The organism is Mesorhizobium sp. M0771 (genome assembly GCF_040320155.1).
In the GTDB taxonomy this organism is placed as follows: domain Bacteria; phylum Pseudomonadota; class Alphaproteobacteria; order Rhizobiales; family Rhizobiaceae; genus Mesorhizobium.
In genome coordinates this window covers 23,479-37,513 of the sequence record NZ_JAMYPC010000010.1, presented here as the reverse complement: position 1 = coordinate 37,513, position 14,035 = coordinate 23,479, and the positions used below count along the sequence as shown (strand labels likewise).

Here is a 14,035-nt window from a genome sequence, read left to right as displayed (position 1 = left end):
CCTCAGGGCATTTTCGGCGGCAAAGAAAGGTCGCGCTTGCGAGGTCTTGACGCTATAGAGGCCTGTCGTTTCGAACCATATCCAGGCCGCCAGGGCGGCATCTCAAGGGAAAAGAAACATGGCCAATGTGGTGGTCGTCGGCTCGCAATGGGGCGACGAAGGCAAGGGCAAGATCGTCGACTGGTTGTCGGAGCGCGCCGACGTGGTCGTGCGCTTCCAGGGCGGCCACAATGCCGGCCATACGCTGGTCGTCGACGGCAAGGTCTACAAACTGTCGCTGCTGCCGTCGGGCGTGGTGCGGCAAGGCAAGCTGTCGATCATCGGCAATGGCGTCGTCTTCGACCCGCACGCCTTCGTCGCGGAAGTGGCAAAACTCAAGGCGCAAGGCGTCGAGGTCACGCCGGACCGCCTGAAAATAGCCGAAAACACGGCGCTTATCCTGTCGCTGCACCGGGAGCTGGACGGATTCCGCGAGGACGCCGCCTCCAATTCCGGGACGAAAATTGGCACGACGCGTCGTGGCATCGGCCCAGCCTATGAAGACAAGGTGGGCCGGCGCGCGGTTCGGGTGATGGATCTGGCGGATTTGGAAACGCTGCCTCTCAAGGTCGACAGGCTGCTGACGCATCACAATGCGCTGCGTCGCGGGCTTGGCCATGGCGAAGTCACGCATGAGGCGATCATGACCGAGCTGACCTCGGTCGCCGATGAGATCCTGCCCTATATGGACCGCGTCTGGAAAATCCTCGACGACAAGCGCCGCGCCGGCGAACGCATCCTGTTCGAGGGCGCGCAAGGCACGCTGCTCGACATCGACCACGGCACCTATCCGTTCGTCACCTCGTCCAACACCGTTGCCGGCCAGGCAGCCGCCGGCTCGGGGGTGGGCCCCGGCGCCATCGGCTATGTCCTGGGCATCACCAAGGCCTATACGACGCGTGTCGGCGAAGGCCCGTTCCCGACCGAGCAGAAGAACGAGATCGGCGAATTTCTCGGTACGCGTGGCCACGAATTCGGCGTCGTCACCGGGCGCAAACGCCGTTGCGGCTGGTTCGACGCCGTGCTGGTGCGCCAGGCCGTCGCCGTCAACGGTATCAAGGGCATCGCCCTGACCAAACTCGACGTGCTCGACGGGCTGGATGAGATCAAGGTCTGCACCGGCTACCGTCTCGACGGCGAAACGATCGACTATCTGCCGGCCAGCCAGGGCGCGCAGGCGCGTGTCGAGCCGGTCTACGAGACGCTCGAAGGCTGGAAAGGCACCACAGCCGGCGCGCGCAGCTGGAACGACCTTCCGGCGCAGGCCGTCAAATATGTCCGTTACATCGAGGAGCTGATCGGGGCACCCGTCGCGCTCCTTTCCACCAGCCCGGAACGGGACGACACGATACTTGTGACCGATCCGTTTCAAGACTAGTTTTCTGAAGCCTTTCCGGGCATCGCGGCCGATTTGCGGGGGCCGGCGCGGAAACAAAATACAGGTCGACTGAAGCATGGCAGATTTCGTTGCTATTCTGAAAAAGGCGCTCGACAAGCACGGCGACGAAACGCCCGAAAAGCGTACGCGGATCTATGACAGCGTTCGTACCATGCTGGCAAAGAAGCTTGCGGAGTATTCGCCGCCGCTGGCCGCCGAAGCCATAAGCACGCAGAAGCGATCCCTGGAAGATGCCATCTCGAGCGTCGAGCGCGACTATGCCAGGGCGGTGCCGGCATCCGATCCGCTGGCGGAGCTGGAGCACATCTTCTCCTCCATCGACCGCAACAAGAACCAGTCCAGTCATGTAAAGCCTTCCGCCACGCCTGCGCCGGCCTGGCAGCCGGCGAAACCCGTGCAGCCGGCGCCGACCGCCAGGACAGAGCCGAGCTGGCAGAGGCCCGCGCCGACACCGCCGTCGCCTGCGGCGCGTGCAGAAACCATCGACAAGCAAGCCGTGGAGCTGGACGCCGACGACGACAGCGCCGATGTGTTCGCCAATGACGAGCAGCCGGTCGCGGACACGTTCCAGCGCCTGCGCCCAGCCGAGCGCAGGCGCAGCTATGGCGGGTTGATCGCGGCTGTCGTCGCGCTTCTGGTGGTCGCCGGCGGCGGCTATGGCATCTGGCTGAACAAGGATGCCTTTGGCTCGATGCTGGGCCTCGGCGGCGACACCAAGACGGTCTCGACCGAACCGCTGGTAAAGCCGGCGCCGGCCAAGCCCGCGGCCGATGCACCGGCACCGGCCGCTGCCGGCGAGGGAACGAAGTTCACCCAGCGCCTGTCGCCCGAAGGCGGTGAAACCGACCCCGGTCCCGCGGCCGGTCAAAGCGGCATCGGCGAGGGCGAGTCCGTCGCCGCGCTGACCACACCGCCCCCCCCGGCTCCAGCGCCACCTGCGGCTCCAGCGCCTGCGACCCCGCCGGCCGGCGACGCCGCAGCCACGGGCGCGCCCGCCACGCCGGCGCCCGACGCTTCCGCCACGCCACCGGCAACGCCGCCCGCCGATGGCGTCGCACCGCCGGCCAATGGGGCAGCACCGGCTGATGCCGCCGCCACGCCGCCCGCTGCGCCGGCGGCCGCCGCTCCCGCGCCGACCGTTGCGGTCGGCCAGAAGGCGATCTTCTACGAGGAACGCACCTCGACCGCGCAAGGTTCGGCCGAACCCGGCAGCATCGTCTGGTCGCTGGTGCAGGAATCGCCCGGCGGCGACCTGCCGCCCGAGCCGGCGATCCGCGCCGAGGCGACCATTCCCGGCAAGGACATCCAGCTGCGCATGACCATCCGCCGCAATACCGACCAGACGCTGCCGGCCAGCCACATCATCGAGATGATCTTCCTGACGCCCGAGGGCTTTGACGGCGGTGGCGTCGACAACATCCTGCGCGTCGCCATGAAGAGTTCGGAACAGGATGCCGGCAGCCCGCTGATCGGCATTCCGGCCAAGATCGCCGACGGCTTCTTCCTGGTGGCGCTCAACGACACCAAGGCCGACGAGGACGCCAATATGACCTTGCTTCGAGGCCAGGACTGGATCGACGTGCCGGTGGTCTACAAGACCGGACGCCGGGCGCTGCTGACCATGGAAAAGGGCATTCCGGGCGAGAAGGTGTTCGACGAGGCGCTGAAGGCCTGGCAGGCCAAGACGGCAGGTTGACGGGCGGCAGTAGCGGCTGCCTTCGCTCAGAAGCCCTGGAACAGCATGTCGAGGGCGGCGACGATGTCGTCGTGATGTCTAGAAAGGTTTCCCTCTGGCATCCGCAATTCGGACGCGCTGAAGGCCGACACAAACTGTGTGACCATCACAAGATCTTTGCCGTTTATAGCGAAGGTCGGGTTCAGGCGGCGGCCAGGAAGCGGGGCAATCTCGGGCGGCATCAAAGGAACGACCACCCTCGTGCTCAGCCCTTCAAGCATATCTGACTGCACGTCGAGAAGATAACCGTCGCTCTCGGTACTCCGATAGAAATCGTAACGCGCCATCAGAACGGCCGGTGTTTAGCCAATGGCAGTCCGTTCTTTCGGACATATTCGTTGGAGCTTTCGATGGCTTCCCTGTTTTCTTCTTGCCATCGACGCGTTTTCTCCGCCGCAATCGCTTTCGCGATCCCTGCTTCGGCAGCGCGGGAGATGTTGATGCCCAACGCTTTGGCGTCCTTGATCAACTGAGAGTCAATGGACGTGTTGACAGAGGTCCGCTGAGTTTTTGGCGTCGATTGAAGCACGGAGATGCCTCCTTTCATGCGCACAATATACGCGCATAAAAGACCGCAGGCAATGCTACCCCTCCATCTCCTCACGCAGCATTTCCAGTTCCAGCCACTCTTCCTCGAGTGCGGCCAGCGTGGCGCGTTCCTTGTCGAGGGCGGCGATAGTCTTTTGGAACGAGGCCGGGTCGCGCTCGTAATAGGCGGGATCGGCGATGTTGTTTTCCAAACGCGAGATCGAGGCCATTACCGCCTCGATCTTCTTGGGCAGCGATTCCAGGGCGAATTTCTGCTTGAACGACAGTTTCTTCGACGGCCCTTTTGGCGCTGCCGGCTCGCTCTTGCCCGGCGCCGGCGCATCGCTGGCTTCGGCCTTGGCGCGCGCCTTGCGGTCGTCGAGCCGGGTGCCGCCGCGCTGCGCCAGCATGTCGGAATAGCCACCGGCATATTCGATCCAGCGGCCGCCTCCGTGCGGGGCGATGATGCTGGTGACGGTGCGGTCGAGGAAGTCGCGGTCGTGGCTGACCAGGATGACCGTGCCGGCAAAGCCGGCGACAAGTTCCTGCAACAGTTCCAGCGTCTCCATGTCGAGATCGTTGGTCGGCTCGTCGAGCACCAGAAGGTTGGCCGGCCGCGCCAGAACACGCGCCAGGAGCAGCCGCGCCCGTTCGCCGCCGGACAGCTCGCGCACCGGGGTGCGCGCCTGTTCCGGCTTGAACAGGAAATCCTTCATGTAGGACACGACATGGCGCTGCTCGCCATTGATGACGAGGTTTTCGCCGCGCCCGTCCGTGAGATACTGCGCCAGGGTCTCGGCCGGATCGACCGCCTCGCGCTTCTGGTCGAGCGTGGCGATTTCCAGATTGGTGCCGAGCCGCACCGAGCCGGCATCGGGCTTCATCTCGCCGGTGAGCATCTTCAACAGCGTCGTCTTGCCGGCGCCGTTCGGCCCGACAAGGCCGACGCGATCGCCGCGCTGGATGCGGGTCGAGAAGCCCTTGACCACGGTCAGGTCGCCAAAACTCTTCTCGATGTTCTTGGCCTCGATCACCAGCTTGCCGGATTCGGCGGCGTCGCTGGCCACCATGGTCGCCGAGCCCTCGGCGCCGCGATGGCCGCGAAAACGCTGGCGCATGGTCTGCAGTTCGCCCAGGCGGCGCATGTTGCGTTTGCGGCGAGCCGTCACGCCATAGCGCAGCCAATGCTCCTCGCGCACGATCTGGCGGCCGAGCTTGTGCTGTTCGCGCTCTTCCTCTTCCAGCACAAGGTCGCGCCATTCCTCGAAATGGCCAAAGCCCTTGTCGAGGCGGCGGGTCTGGCCACGGTCGAGCCAGACAGTGGCGCGCGAGACGCGTTCGAGGAAGCGACGGTCGTGCGAGATGACGATCAGCGCCGAAGACGTCCGGACAAGCTCTTCTTCCAGCCATTCGATGACCGACAAATCGAGATGGTTCGTCGGCTCATCAAGCAGCAGAATATCGGGTTCGGGCGCCATGACGCGGGCAAGTGCTGCGCGGCGCGCCTCGCCGCCGGAGAGATCGTTGGGGTTCTCCGTGCCGGCGAGGCCGAGATGCTCCATCAGATATGTGGCGCGGTAGGGATCGTCGGCAGGCCCAAGCCCCGCCTCGACATAGGCGCGCACATTGGCAAAGCCGTCCATGTCGGGCATTTGCGGGAGATAGCGCACCGTTGACGAAGGCTGGCGGAAGACCTCGCCGTCTTGCGGCTCGATCAGACCAGCAGCAATCTTCAGGAGCGTCGACTTGCCGGAGCCGTTGCGGCCGACGAGCGCGATCTTGTCACCGGCGGACGCCGTCAGTTCGGCGCCATCGAGCAGCGGCGTGCCGCCAAAGGTCAGTCTTATGCCGTCGAGGTTGAGAAGGGGCGGGGCCATGTCAGCTTTCAGGCAAGGGGTAGGGGTGGGCGAGCAGCAGCGCGCGGCCATGGCCGAGCGCGATTTCGAGGCCGCCCCCGGTCGTGTTGGACTTGACCTCGTTCGAGATGGTCAGCGACGAGCCGAACAAGACCTCGACATGGTCGAGCGGCCACTTCGCGCCGGACACGGTGAGGCCCGAAAGATCGGAAAAGCCGAGCACCGAAAACAGCGTTCCGTCGGCATAGTCGAAGCCGGCCTTGCCATGCAGCAGAGGGGCGCCTTCCTGCGCTCCGCTGGTCAACAGCACTTTTGTGCCGGCCTCGGCCAGCCGCAGGCTGAGCGCCAGATGGAGGAAGGCGTGGTCGGCGCGCTTGCCGCCGAAAGCGCCGGCCAGCACCAGGCTGGTGGCGCCGCGTTCCAATGCCGCCGCGATCGCCAGTTCGCCATCGGTCTTGTCCTTTTCGGGAGGAAACACCTCCCGCGGCACGGCGGCGAGATCGGCAGGCAGGTCCGCCGGCACAGAATCGAAATCGCCGACCCACAGCTCCGGCATCAGGCCGATCAGGCGGGCATGACCGATGCCGGCGTCGGCGGCGATGACGCGCGTGCCCGCGACCTGGCGGTCGAGCCGCGGCGTGCGGACGAGATCGCCGCCAAGCAAGATGGTGAATGTGCTCATATCCGCTGGCCCTTACCAGCCCCGCCGACGAAACGGAAGGCCGAGCGGCACCGTCACTCTTTGTTGGAGCATGATCTTTTTCCGGAAACGGTTCCACTTTCCGGGATCATGCTCGGGCAAACTTCCGCTTGCGTGGCACCTTGGCCGGGCCTATGTGTCGAAACGCTCTAACGGGGTGCCGGACGCGATCTTCGCGGACCGGCTGAGAGGCAGTCTCGCCAACCCGCTGAACCTGATCCGGTTTGTACCGGCGGAGGGATTAGACGCTTCGGACAGCCCGACGCCTCAATTCCTTTCAACACGAATGAAGGAGGCGCCGATGCGCATTTTTTTGTCCCGTCTTGTCCCAGCGCTGGGGCTTGCTGTTTCGCTACTGGCAAGCCCTGCGTGCGCGCAGGAAAAACTCACGATCTATACCTATGAGAGTTTCACTGCCGACTGGGGTCCAGGCCCCCAGGTGAAGAAGGAATTCGAGGCCGAGTGTGGCTGCAGCGTCGACTTCGTCTCGGTCGCCGACGGCGTCGCACTTCTCAACCGCGTCAAGCTCGAAGGTGCCTCGACCAAGGCCGATATCGTGCTTGGTCTCGACACCAACCTCACCGCGGAAGCCAAGGCTTCCGGCCTGTTTGTCCCACATGGCGCGGTGGCTGAAAACAACGTGCCGGGCGGCTGGAGCGACGACACTTTCGTGCCCTACGATTATGGTTATTTCGCCGTCGTCTACGACACCGAAAAGCTGAAGAGCCCGCCGAAGAGCCTGAAGGAACTGGTCGAGGGCGATGCCGCCGACAAGATCGTCATCCAGGATCCGAGGACGTCGACGCCGGGCCTCGGCCTGCTGCTGTGGGTCAAGTCGGTCTATGGCGACAAGGCGCCGGAAGCCTGGGCGAAACTCAAGGGCAAAGTGCTGACGGTGACGCCGGGCTGGAGCGAGGCCTATGGCCTGTTCTCCAAGGGCGAGGCGCCGATGGTGCTTTCCTATACGACGTCGCCGGCCTACCACATGGTGGCCGAGAACACCGGGCGCTACCAGGCGGCCTCGTTCGAGGAAGGCGAGTATCTGCAGGTCGAGGTCGCCGGCATCACCACCACGGGCGCGAAGAACCCGCTGGCGGCGAAGTTCCTGGCCTTCATGACCGGGCCGAAATTCCAGGATGTCATTCCGGAGACCAACTGGATGTTCCCGGCCGGGAAAACCGACAAGCCGCTCAATCCGGCTTTTGATAGGCTGGTCAAGCCGGCGAAGACCTTGCTGTTCAGCCCGGAAGAGGTCGCGGCAAATCGCAAGGCCTGGGTGGATGAATGGCTGGCGGTGATGAGCAAGTAGATTTGGCTGTATAGTCAAAAGATGAGTGCTCTACGGCGCCCCCCTCTGTCCTGCCGGACATCTCCCCCACGAGGGGGGAGATTGGCCTTTACGTTGACTTTCGCCAATCTCCGAAGCTGCAGGAATGAGCGGAGCGCTAAAACCGCCAATCTCCCCCCTCGTGGGGGAGATGTCCGGCAGGACAGAGGGGGGCGCGAAGGAACGCGACGCCCGGTAAAGAGTGCAACGCTCTGACCCCCGCATCACGGCCGGCATTGTCGCGCTTGCGGCAATCGCGCTGCTGATCGGTGGCGCCTTCGCCGGCCTTATCCGCGAAGGCGCGCACGACCTTTCCGGCGCCGCGTCCGCCTTTGACCTCTATCTCCTGCGCGTTGTCCGCTTCACGCTCTGGCAGGCTGCGCTCTCGATGCTGCTTTCCGCCGTACCGGCGCTGTTCGTCGCCCGGGCGCTGTCGCGGCATCCGCGCTTCTTCGGACGCGGCTTCATCCTGCAGCTGTTTACTGTGCCCCTTGCCTTGCCGGCGATTGTCGCAGCGCTGGGCATACTGGCGCTCTATGGCCGCGCCGGTTATTTCGCCGCGATCGGTGGCCAGAGCTGGCCCGACATCTATGGGCTGCCGGGCATCCTCGTCGCCCACGTCTTCTTCAACCTGCCGCTGGCCACCCGGCTGTTCCTCGAAGCGCTGGGAACGGTGCCGGCCGATCAATGGCGGCTGGCGAGCCAGCTCGGCATGGGGGCGAGGCCAGCCTTCCGGCTGATCGAGTGGCCGGTGCTGCGCGCCGCGCTGCCGGGCGTCGCCGGGCTTGTCTTCATGCTTTGCATCACCTCCTTCACCATCGTGCTGATCCTCGGCGGCGGGCCGGCGGCGACGACGCTGGAAGTCGCCATCTATCAGGCGCTGCGTTTCGACTTCGATCCGGCGCGAGCGGTGACGCTGACGGTGCTGCAGATCGCGCTGACTTTTGCCGTCATGCTGGCGCTGACGCGGCTCGGCGCCAATGTGACCGGCGACGCCAATTTGCCTGTCGCGCCGCGCCGCTATCACTTGGCCGGCAAAGCAGAAACAGCGTTCAACGCCGTCCTGATCGTGCTCGCCTTGCTGTTCGTCGCCGGACCAATGGCGGCCACCGTCGCGTCCGGCCTCGACGCCGATCTCGGCCGGCTGGCGGGCGAGAGTGCCGTGCGTCAGGCGACGCTGACCAGCGCCGGTCTCGCCTTCTCGGCGGCGCTACTTTCGGTGGCGCTGTCGCTGTCGCTGATCATGGCGCGTCGGGCATTGTCGCTGCGCCGCCGGTCCAGTGCCCGTTCATTGCTCGAGCATGCCACCGACACCGGCGCCGGCTTCGTCCTCGTCGTGCCGCCCGTCGTCATCGGCGCCGGCTGGTTTCTCCTGCTGCGCACGGTCAGCGATGTCTTTGCCATCGCGCCGGTCATGGTCGTCACCGTCAATGCGGTGATGGCGATGCCCTTTGCCATCCGCGCGATGCGCCCGGCCTATGATGCGGCGAGCGAGCGCCATGAGAGGCTGTGCGCGCAGCTCGGGATTGCGGGCTGGAACCGGCTGCTTCTGGTCGACTGGCCGTCGCTCCGGCGGCCGCTGGCCACCGGCTTTGCCTTCGCCATGGCGCTGTCGCTCGGCGATCTCGGCGTCATCGCGCTGTTCGGCAGCGATTCGGTGCAGACCTTGCCCTATCTCCTGCTGGCGCGCATGGGCAGCTATCGCACGGCCGATGCTGCCGGGCTGGCTTTGCTGCTCGGGGCGGTCTGCCTTGCATTGGTGGTCGCGGCAGACTGGCTGGGACGGGGAGAGAGATCGTGACGTCCGCTGTGGAGAAAGGCACGACTGTCCGGCTGGACACGGTCTCGTTCAGCTATGGCGAAACGTCATTCCTGTTCGATGTCGAATTCGATACATCGAAGATCACCGCCATCATGGGGGCAAGTGGTTCGGGCAAATCGACCTTGCTCAATCTGGTGGCTGGTTTCGAGACGCCAGAGTCCGGTCGTGTGCTGATCGGCGGCGCCGATGTCGGCGCCGAGCCGCCTTCGGTGCGGCCGGTGTCGATGGTATTCCAGGAAAACAATCTGTTTGCTCATCTCTCGGTGGAGAGGAATGTCGGGCTCGGCCGCTCGCCATCGCTCAACCTGACCGACGCCGATCGCGCCGCAATCGCCGAGGCGCTTGACCGCGTCGGCCTGGCCGGCAAGGAAATGCGCCTGCCGCGCGAACTCTCCGGCGGCGAAAGGCAGCGCGTGGCGCTCGCCCGCGTTCTGGTGCGCGACCGGCCGGTGCTGCTGCTCGACGAGCCGTTCGCTTCGCTCGGGCCAGCGCTGCGCGACGACATGCTCGACCTGGTGGCCGGCGTTCATGCCGAGCGGGCGATGACGGTGCTGTTCGTCACGCATCAGCCGGAAGACGCTCGCCGTATCGGCGAGCAGATGGTTTTTCTGGACAATGGCAGGGTTGCCGCGACGGGACCTGCCGCCGATTTTTTCGACGGCACTGGCCCTGAAGCGTTTCGGCGCTATATCGGCGCAAGTTCGGGCGGATCACGCGATATTGCCCGGAAGCGGACATAATTTACGACCAAACCGGCTACAGGTGATGTGGCGCTTGCTTGCCATGGTCCAGTCGATGTGGCTAGGTCCGCTTAGTACTGGTCCGGCACGAGCCGTGATTTGCCCCTACAGCGCCGCACCCGGCCGGATGCGTAAACGCTGTAGGTTTTTTGATGTGTGCAGGATTGCCAACGAAAACCGATTTTTCGCTGGCGCGGACCCCGGTCCAAATCATGCGCCGAGAGCTGAAGGAACGCCGTGCTGCCGACCGGCACTGACACTTTGAAACGCAGACCGCTGGTGCGCTTCCTCGTGCTGGCCGGCCTTGCCGTGGCGCTGGCCAGCTGCCAGATGTTCACGCCTCCCGAAGTGCAGGAATCCGGCTTCCAGCCTTCCGACAAGCCGATCACGGTCGACAATGTCGCCGCCAACAGCAAGCTTGCCGAACTGGCGAAGGCGCAACATCCGCGCATCCTTGCCACCTATGGCGGCGAATATTCCGATCCCAAGCTCGAGCGCATGGTGGCCAAGGTTGTCGGCAGCCTGACCGTGGTGTCGGCCAATCCGACCCAGACCTATCGCATCACCATCCTCAATTCGCCCAACGTCAACGCTTTCGCGCTGCCGGGTGGCTATCTCTACGTCACCCGCGGCCTGCTGGCGCTGGCCAATGATTCGGCCGAACTCGCCGCCGTCATCGCGCATGAGATGGGCCACGTCACCGCCAATCACGGTCTGCAGCGACAGCAGCTCGAGGCCGAGGAAGGCCTGGCGACCAAGGTGGTCTCCGATGTGCTGGGCGACAGCCCGACCGCCAAGCAGGCATTGATCCGCGGCAAGCTGAGGCTGGCGCAGTTCTCGCGCAACCAGGAGCTGGAGGCAGACGCCATCGGCATCAAGTCGATCGGCGAGGCGGGTTACGATCCCTATGCCGCCGGGCGTTTCCTGCAGTCGATGTCGGCCTACACCGATTTCCGCTCGATCAGCGGCGCCACCGACGCCAGCCTCGACTTCCTGGCCACGCACCCCAACACGCCGCAGCGAATTGATCTGGCGCAGCGCCACGCCCGCCAGTTCGGCGCGCCGGGCATCGGCACCCGCGACCGCGATTCCTTCCTGGCCGGGATAGACGGCCTGCTCTATGGCGACACGCCGGAAGAGGGCTATGTGCGCGGCCAGACCTTCCTGCATCCGGGCCTCGGCGTTTCGTTCACGGTGCCCGACGGCTTCATCATCGACAATTCGGCGGCGGCGGTGACGGCGACCGGTCCCGGCGACATGGCGATCCGCTTCGACGGTGTGTCGATCGACAAGGATCGTGCGCTGACCGACTACATCAGAAGCGGCTGGGTGGCCGGTCTCGACGAGACCAGTGTGCGCCAGGAGACGATCGACGGCAACCAGGCGGCGACCGCGCACGCCGGCGCCGATGGCTGGCAGTTCGACATTGCGGTGATCCGCGCCGGCGGTCAGGTCTACCGGCTTTTGACAGCGGCCCCCTCGGCCAGCACGACACTCGATCCGGTGGCACGCTCGGTCAGCGGTTCGTTCCGCGTGCTCAGCCCCGCCGAGAAGGCGGCACTGAAGCCGCTGCATATCCGCGTCGTCACGGTACAGGCCGGGCAGACGATGGGCACACTTTCGGCGCAGATGGTCGGCGTCGACCGCAAGCTCGATCTGTTCCGCGTGCTCAACGCGATGTCGCCGGGCGCCTCGGTTTCGGCCGGCGACAAGGTCAAGATCGTCACGGACAGATAGCGCCGGTCTTCGTCAGAAACCCCAGCCTTCGTAGTGCTTTTTTCTGAGATAACTTTTCTGAGATAACTCGGGGTACCCCGTTCCTGGCAATCTCAGGCCGCCATGAACTCCGGATTCTGCTTCACCAGCGCGAGCTTGAGCTTTTCCATGGCGCGGGCCTCGATCTGCCGGACACGCTCCTTGGAAATGCCGAGCGTCTCGCCAAGCGCCTCAAGCGTCGCACCTTCGTCGCTCAGCCGGCGCTCCTCGATGATCCTGAGTTCGCGGGCATTGAGCGCGCGGAGCGCCGTCTTCAGCCACATCAGGCGCCGTTCGACGTCGATGGTGTCGCCGGCGACCTCGTCAGGCAATGGATCGTCCGAAATCAGGAAGTCCATCCGCTCGGTGGTGCCAGCTTCGTCGGCGAGCGGTGCGTTGAGCGAAGAGTCAGGTGCTGAAAGCCTGGAATCCATCTTCGCGACATCGGCCTCGGAGACGCCTAGGGCTACCGAGACTTCGCGGTAGAGCGTGGCGTTGGAGATCGGCTCGGCGCCATTGGCAAGACGGGCGCGCAGGCGCCGCAGGTTGAAGAACAGCGCCTTTTGCGCCGAAGAGGTGCCGCCGCGAACGATCGACCAGTTGCGCAGGATATAGTCCTGCATCGAAGCGCGGATCCACCATGTCGCATAGGTCGAGAAGCGCACCTCGCGCTCCGGCTCGAAACGCGCGGCTGCTTCCAGCAGCCCGACATGGCCCTCTTGGACCAGATCTCCGAGCGGCAGGCCGTAATGTCGGAACTTCGAAGCCATGGAGATGACCAGCCGCATATGGGCGACGGTGATCTGATGCAGCGCCTGCTGATCCTGGTCCTCCTTCCAGCGCAAGGCGAGAACATGTTCCTCATCGCGCTCGAGGTAGGGGGCTTTCATTGCCGTGCGGACCATGGTCCGTCCTGCCGTGTCTTCGATCATGCCGCGCTCCTGCTCCCGGACATTTTCGGACGGCCTGGCGGCCGTTATCTCTGTTTGACGCAATTCCGAAGGAAACCGCTTTCCCACTTTCCTGGAATTGCTTCGGGCCTAGCGCAGCCAAGGGTTCTTGAAATGGAAACGCGGCGCCCTACAACAAGCCATGAACGTGCCATACCGGGGATTGGTTCCGCCGCCGAGGGCGGTTGTTTTGTGCGGTCCGACAGGGCGCATCGACACCGCAGATCGGGACTATTGGCACCGATCGGAGCTGCTTTGAGAATCTGATTTCTGGATCGCCGTTTTTTTGAAATCTGGTTCCTTATTTTGCTGCGCTGTATCTGTCAGTTTCCGGCTCTCACAAGCGCCGGACACCGGCCAAGGACGGGATCATATAGAAATGAAATGGCTCAATTCGCTCATCATCGCCGGAACGCTGCAGGTTCTGGCTGTTACATCAGGCCACGCCGGCGCCAATCTCGACCAGATCAAGCAGGCCGGCACACTCAAGGTCGGCACCGAAGGCACCTATGCGCCCTTCACCTATCATGATGCTTCCGGCGCGCTGGTCGGCTTCGACGTCGAGATCGCCAAGGCGATCGGCGACAAGCTCGGCGTCAAGGTCGAGTTCCTCGAAGGCAAATGGGACGGGCTGATCGCCGGCCTCGACGCCAACCGCTACGACGCCGTGATCAACGAGGTCGGCATCACCGACGCGCGCAAGGCCAAGTACGATTTCTCCGATCCTTACATCGCCTCCAAGGCCGTGCTGATCGTGCGCGGCGACAACACCGACATCAAGACCTTCGCCGACCTCAAGGGCAAGAAGTCGGCACAGTCGTTGACATCGAATTTCGGCAAGCTCGCCGAGACCAACGGCGCCGAACTTGTCGGCACCGACGGCTTCGACCAGTCGATCCAGCTGCTGCTCACCGGCCGCGCCGACGCCACCATCAATGACAGCCTGTCTTTCCTCGACTTCAAGAAGCACAAGCCGGACGCCAATGTGAAGATCGCCGCGCAGGAAGAGAACGCCGACTATTCCGGCGTCATCGTGCGCAAGGGTGATCCGGAGCTGGTCGCGGCGATCAACAAGGCGCTGGCCGACATCAAGGCCGACGGCACCTACAAGAAGATCGCCGATACCTATTTCGGCCAGGATGTCTCGCAGTAAAGACCATCTCCCGGCGGTTTGCCGGCAATGA

Annotated in this window: 12 protein-coding genes and 1 riboswitch; of the genes, 7 read left to right on the top strand and 5 right to left on the bottom strand. The window is 64.4% G+C overall.

The window, feature by feature from the left end:
- Positions 1–118 precede the first annotated feature (118 nt).
- Positions 119–1,417: an adenylosuccinate synthase gene (locus NKI05_RS16790; RefSeq protein ID WP_023684197.1), complete on the top strand. Its 1,299-nt coding sequence runs from the start codon at positions 119–121 to the stop codon at positions 1,415–1,417.
- Positions 1,418–1,493: 76 nt separating this feature from the next.
- The gene (locus NKI05_RS16785) at positions 1,494–3,134 is read left to right on the top strand and encodes a hypothetical protein (RefSeq protein ID WP_027050813.1); all 1,641 of its coding nucleotides are present in this window, start codon (positions 1,494–1,496) and stop codon (positions 3,132–3,134) included.
- 26 nt (positions 3,135–3,160) lie between these two features.
- Here the strand turns inward: NKI05_RS16785 and NKI05_RS16780 are convergent, their stop codons facing one another.
- From NKI05_RS16780 to NKI05_RS16765, 4 genes are read right to left on the bottom strand one after another with little or no spacing between them, the layout of a single operon-like run.
- Positions 3,161–3,460, bottom strand: coding sequence for a CcdB family protein (locus tag NKI05_RS16780; protein ID WP_023673676.1), 300 nt, complete (start codon positions 3,458–3,460; stop codon positions 3,161–3,163).
- Complete coding sequence (locus tag NKI05_RS16775; RefSeq protein WP_023693600.1) at positions 3,460–3,702, bottom strand: type II toxin-antitoxin system CcdA family antitoxin; 243 nt, start codon at positions 3,700–3,702, stop codon at positions 3,460–3,462. Before NKI05_RS16775 ends, NKI05_RS16780 begins: the two co-directional genes overlap by 1 nt.
- A 55-nt stretch (positions 3,703–3,757) precedes the next feature.
- Complete coding sequence (locus tag NKI05_RS16770) at positions 3,758–5,578, bottom strand: ABC-F family ATP-binding cassette domain-containing protein (RefSeq protein WP_352792698.1); 1,821 nt, start codon at positions 5,576–5,578, stop codon at positions 3,758–3,760.
- 1 nt (position 5,579) lies between these two features.
- A complete protein-coding gene (locus tag NKI05_RS16765; protein ID WP_023737031.1) occupies positions 5,580–6,239 on the bottom strand; it encodes a thiamine diphosphokinase in 660 nt (219 codons plus the stop codon).
- Between the two features lie 161 nt (positions 6,240–6,400).
- Positions 6,401–6,515, top strand: a riboswitch (TPP riboswitch).
- A gap of 43 nt (positions 6,516–6,558) precedes the next feature.
- On the opposite strand from NKI05_RS16765, the gene thiB reads away from it, so the two are divergent.
- The 4 genes from thiB (at position 6,559) to NKI05_RS16745 (ending at position 11,883) form a co-directional block, all read left to right on the top strand.
- Positions 6,559–7,566, top strand: coding sequence for a thiamine ABC transporter substrate binding subunit (gene thiB / locus NKI05_RS16760; RefSeq protein WP_023754101.1), 1,008 nt, complete (start codon positions 6,559–6,561; stop codon positions 7,564–7,566).
- Between the two features lie 220 nt (positions 7,567–7,786).
- The gene (gene thiP, locus NKI05_RS16755; protein ID WP_023754102.1) at positions 7,787–9,385 is read left to right on the top strand and encodes a thiamine/thiamine pyrophosphate ABC transporter permease; all 1,599 of its coding nucleotides are present in this window, start codon (positions 7,787–7,789) and stop codon (positions 9,383–9,385) included.
- Positions 9,382–10,146 carry a thiamine ABC transporter ATP-binding protein gene (thiQ, locus tag NKI05_RS16750; protein ID WP_027050812.1) on the top strand — a complete coding sequence of 255 codons (765 nt, stop codon included), beginning with the start codon at positions 9,382–9,384 and terminating at the stop codon, positions 10,144–10,146. Before thiP ends, thiQ begins: the two co-directional genes overlap by 4 nt.
- Positions 10,147–10,476: 330 nt before the next feature.
- A complete protein-coding gene (locus NKI05_RS16745) occupies positions 10,477–11,883 on the top strand; it encodes a M48 family metalloprotease (RefSeq protein ID WP_245260137.1) in 1,407 nt (468 codons plus the stop codon).
- Positions 11,884–11,975: 92 nt separating this feature from the next.
- Here the strand turns inward: NKI05_RS16745 and NKI05_RS16740 are convergent, their stop codons facing one another.
- Entirely contained in the window at positions 11,976–12,833 is an 858-nt protein-coding gene (locus tag NKI05_RS16740) for an RNA polymerase factor sigma-32 (protein ID WP_023685806.1), read from the bottom strand.
- A 397-nt stretch (positions 12,834–13,230) separates the two neighbouring features.
- Between NKI05_RS16740 and NKI05_RS16735 the strand changes: the two genes are divergently transcribed.
- Positions 13,231–14,004 carry an amino acid ABC transporter substrate-binding protein gene (locus NKI05_RS16735; protein WP_023673667.1) on the top strand — a complete coding sequence of 258 codons (774 nt, stop codon included), beginning with the start codon at positions 13,231–13,233 and terminating at the stop codon, positions 14,002–14,004.
- Positions 14,005–14,035 lie beyond the last annotated feature (31 nt).

Bases quoted from the DNA above. Each gene is read 5' to 3' on its own strand.
- NKI05_RS16790 (WP_023684197.1), top strand. From the start codon at position 119: ATGGCCAATGTGGTGGTCGTCGGCTCGCAATGGGGCGACGAAGGCAAG.
- NKI05_RS16785 (WP_027050813.1), top strand. From the start codon at position 1,494: ATGGCAGATTTCGTTGCTATTCTGAAAAAGGCGCTCGACAAGCACGGC.
- NKI05_RS16780 (WP_023673676.1), bottom strand. From the start codon at position 3,460: ATGGCGCGTTACGATTTCTATCGGAGTACCGAGAGCGACGGTTATCTT.
- NKI05_RS16770 (WP_352792698.1), bottom strand. From the start codon at position 5,578: ATGGCCCCGCCCCTTCTCAACCTCGACGGCATAAGACTGACCTTTGGC.
- NKI05_RS16765 (WP_023737031.1), bottom strand. From the start codon at position 6,239: ATGAGCACATTCACCATCTTGCTTGGCGGCGATCTCGTCCGCACGCCG.
- thiB (WP_023754101.1), top strand. From the start codon at position 6,559: ATGCGCATTTTTTTGTCCCGTCTTGTCCCAGCGCTGGGGCTTGCTGTT.
- NKI05_RS16745 (WP_245260137.1), top strand. From the start codon at position 10,477: ATGTTCACGCCTCCCGAAGTGCAGGAATCCGGCTTCCAGCCTTCCGAC.
- NKI05_RS16740 (WP_023685806.1), bottom strand. From the start codon at position 12,833: ATGATCGAAGACACGGCAGGACGGACCATGGTCCGCACGGCAATGAAA.
- NKI05_RS16735 (WP_023673667.1), top strand. From the start codon at position 13,231: ATGAAATGGCTCAATTCGCTCATCATCGCCGGAACGCTGCAGGTTCTG.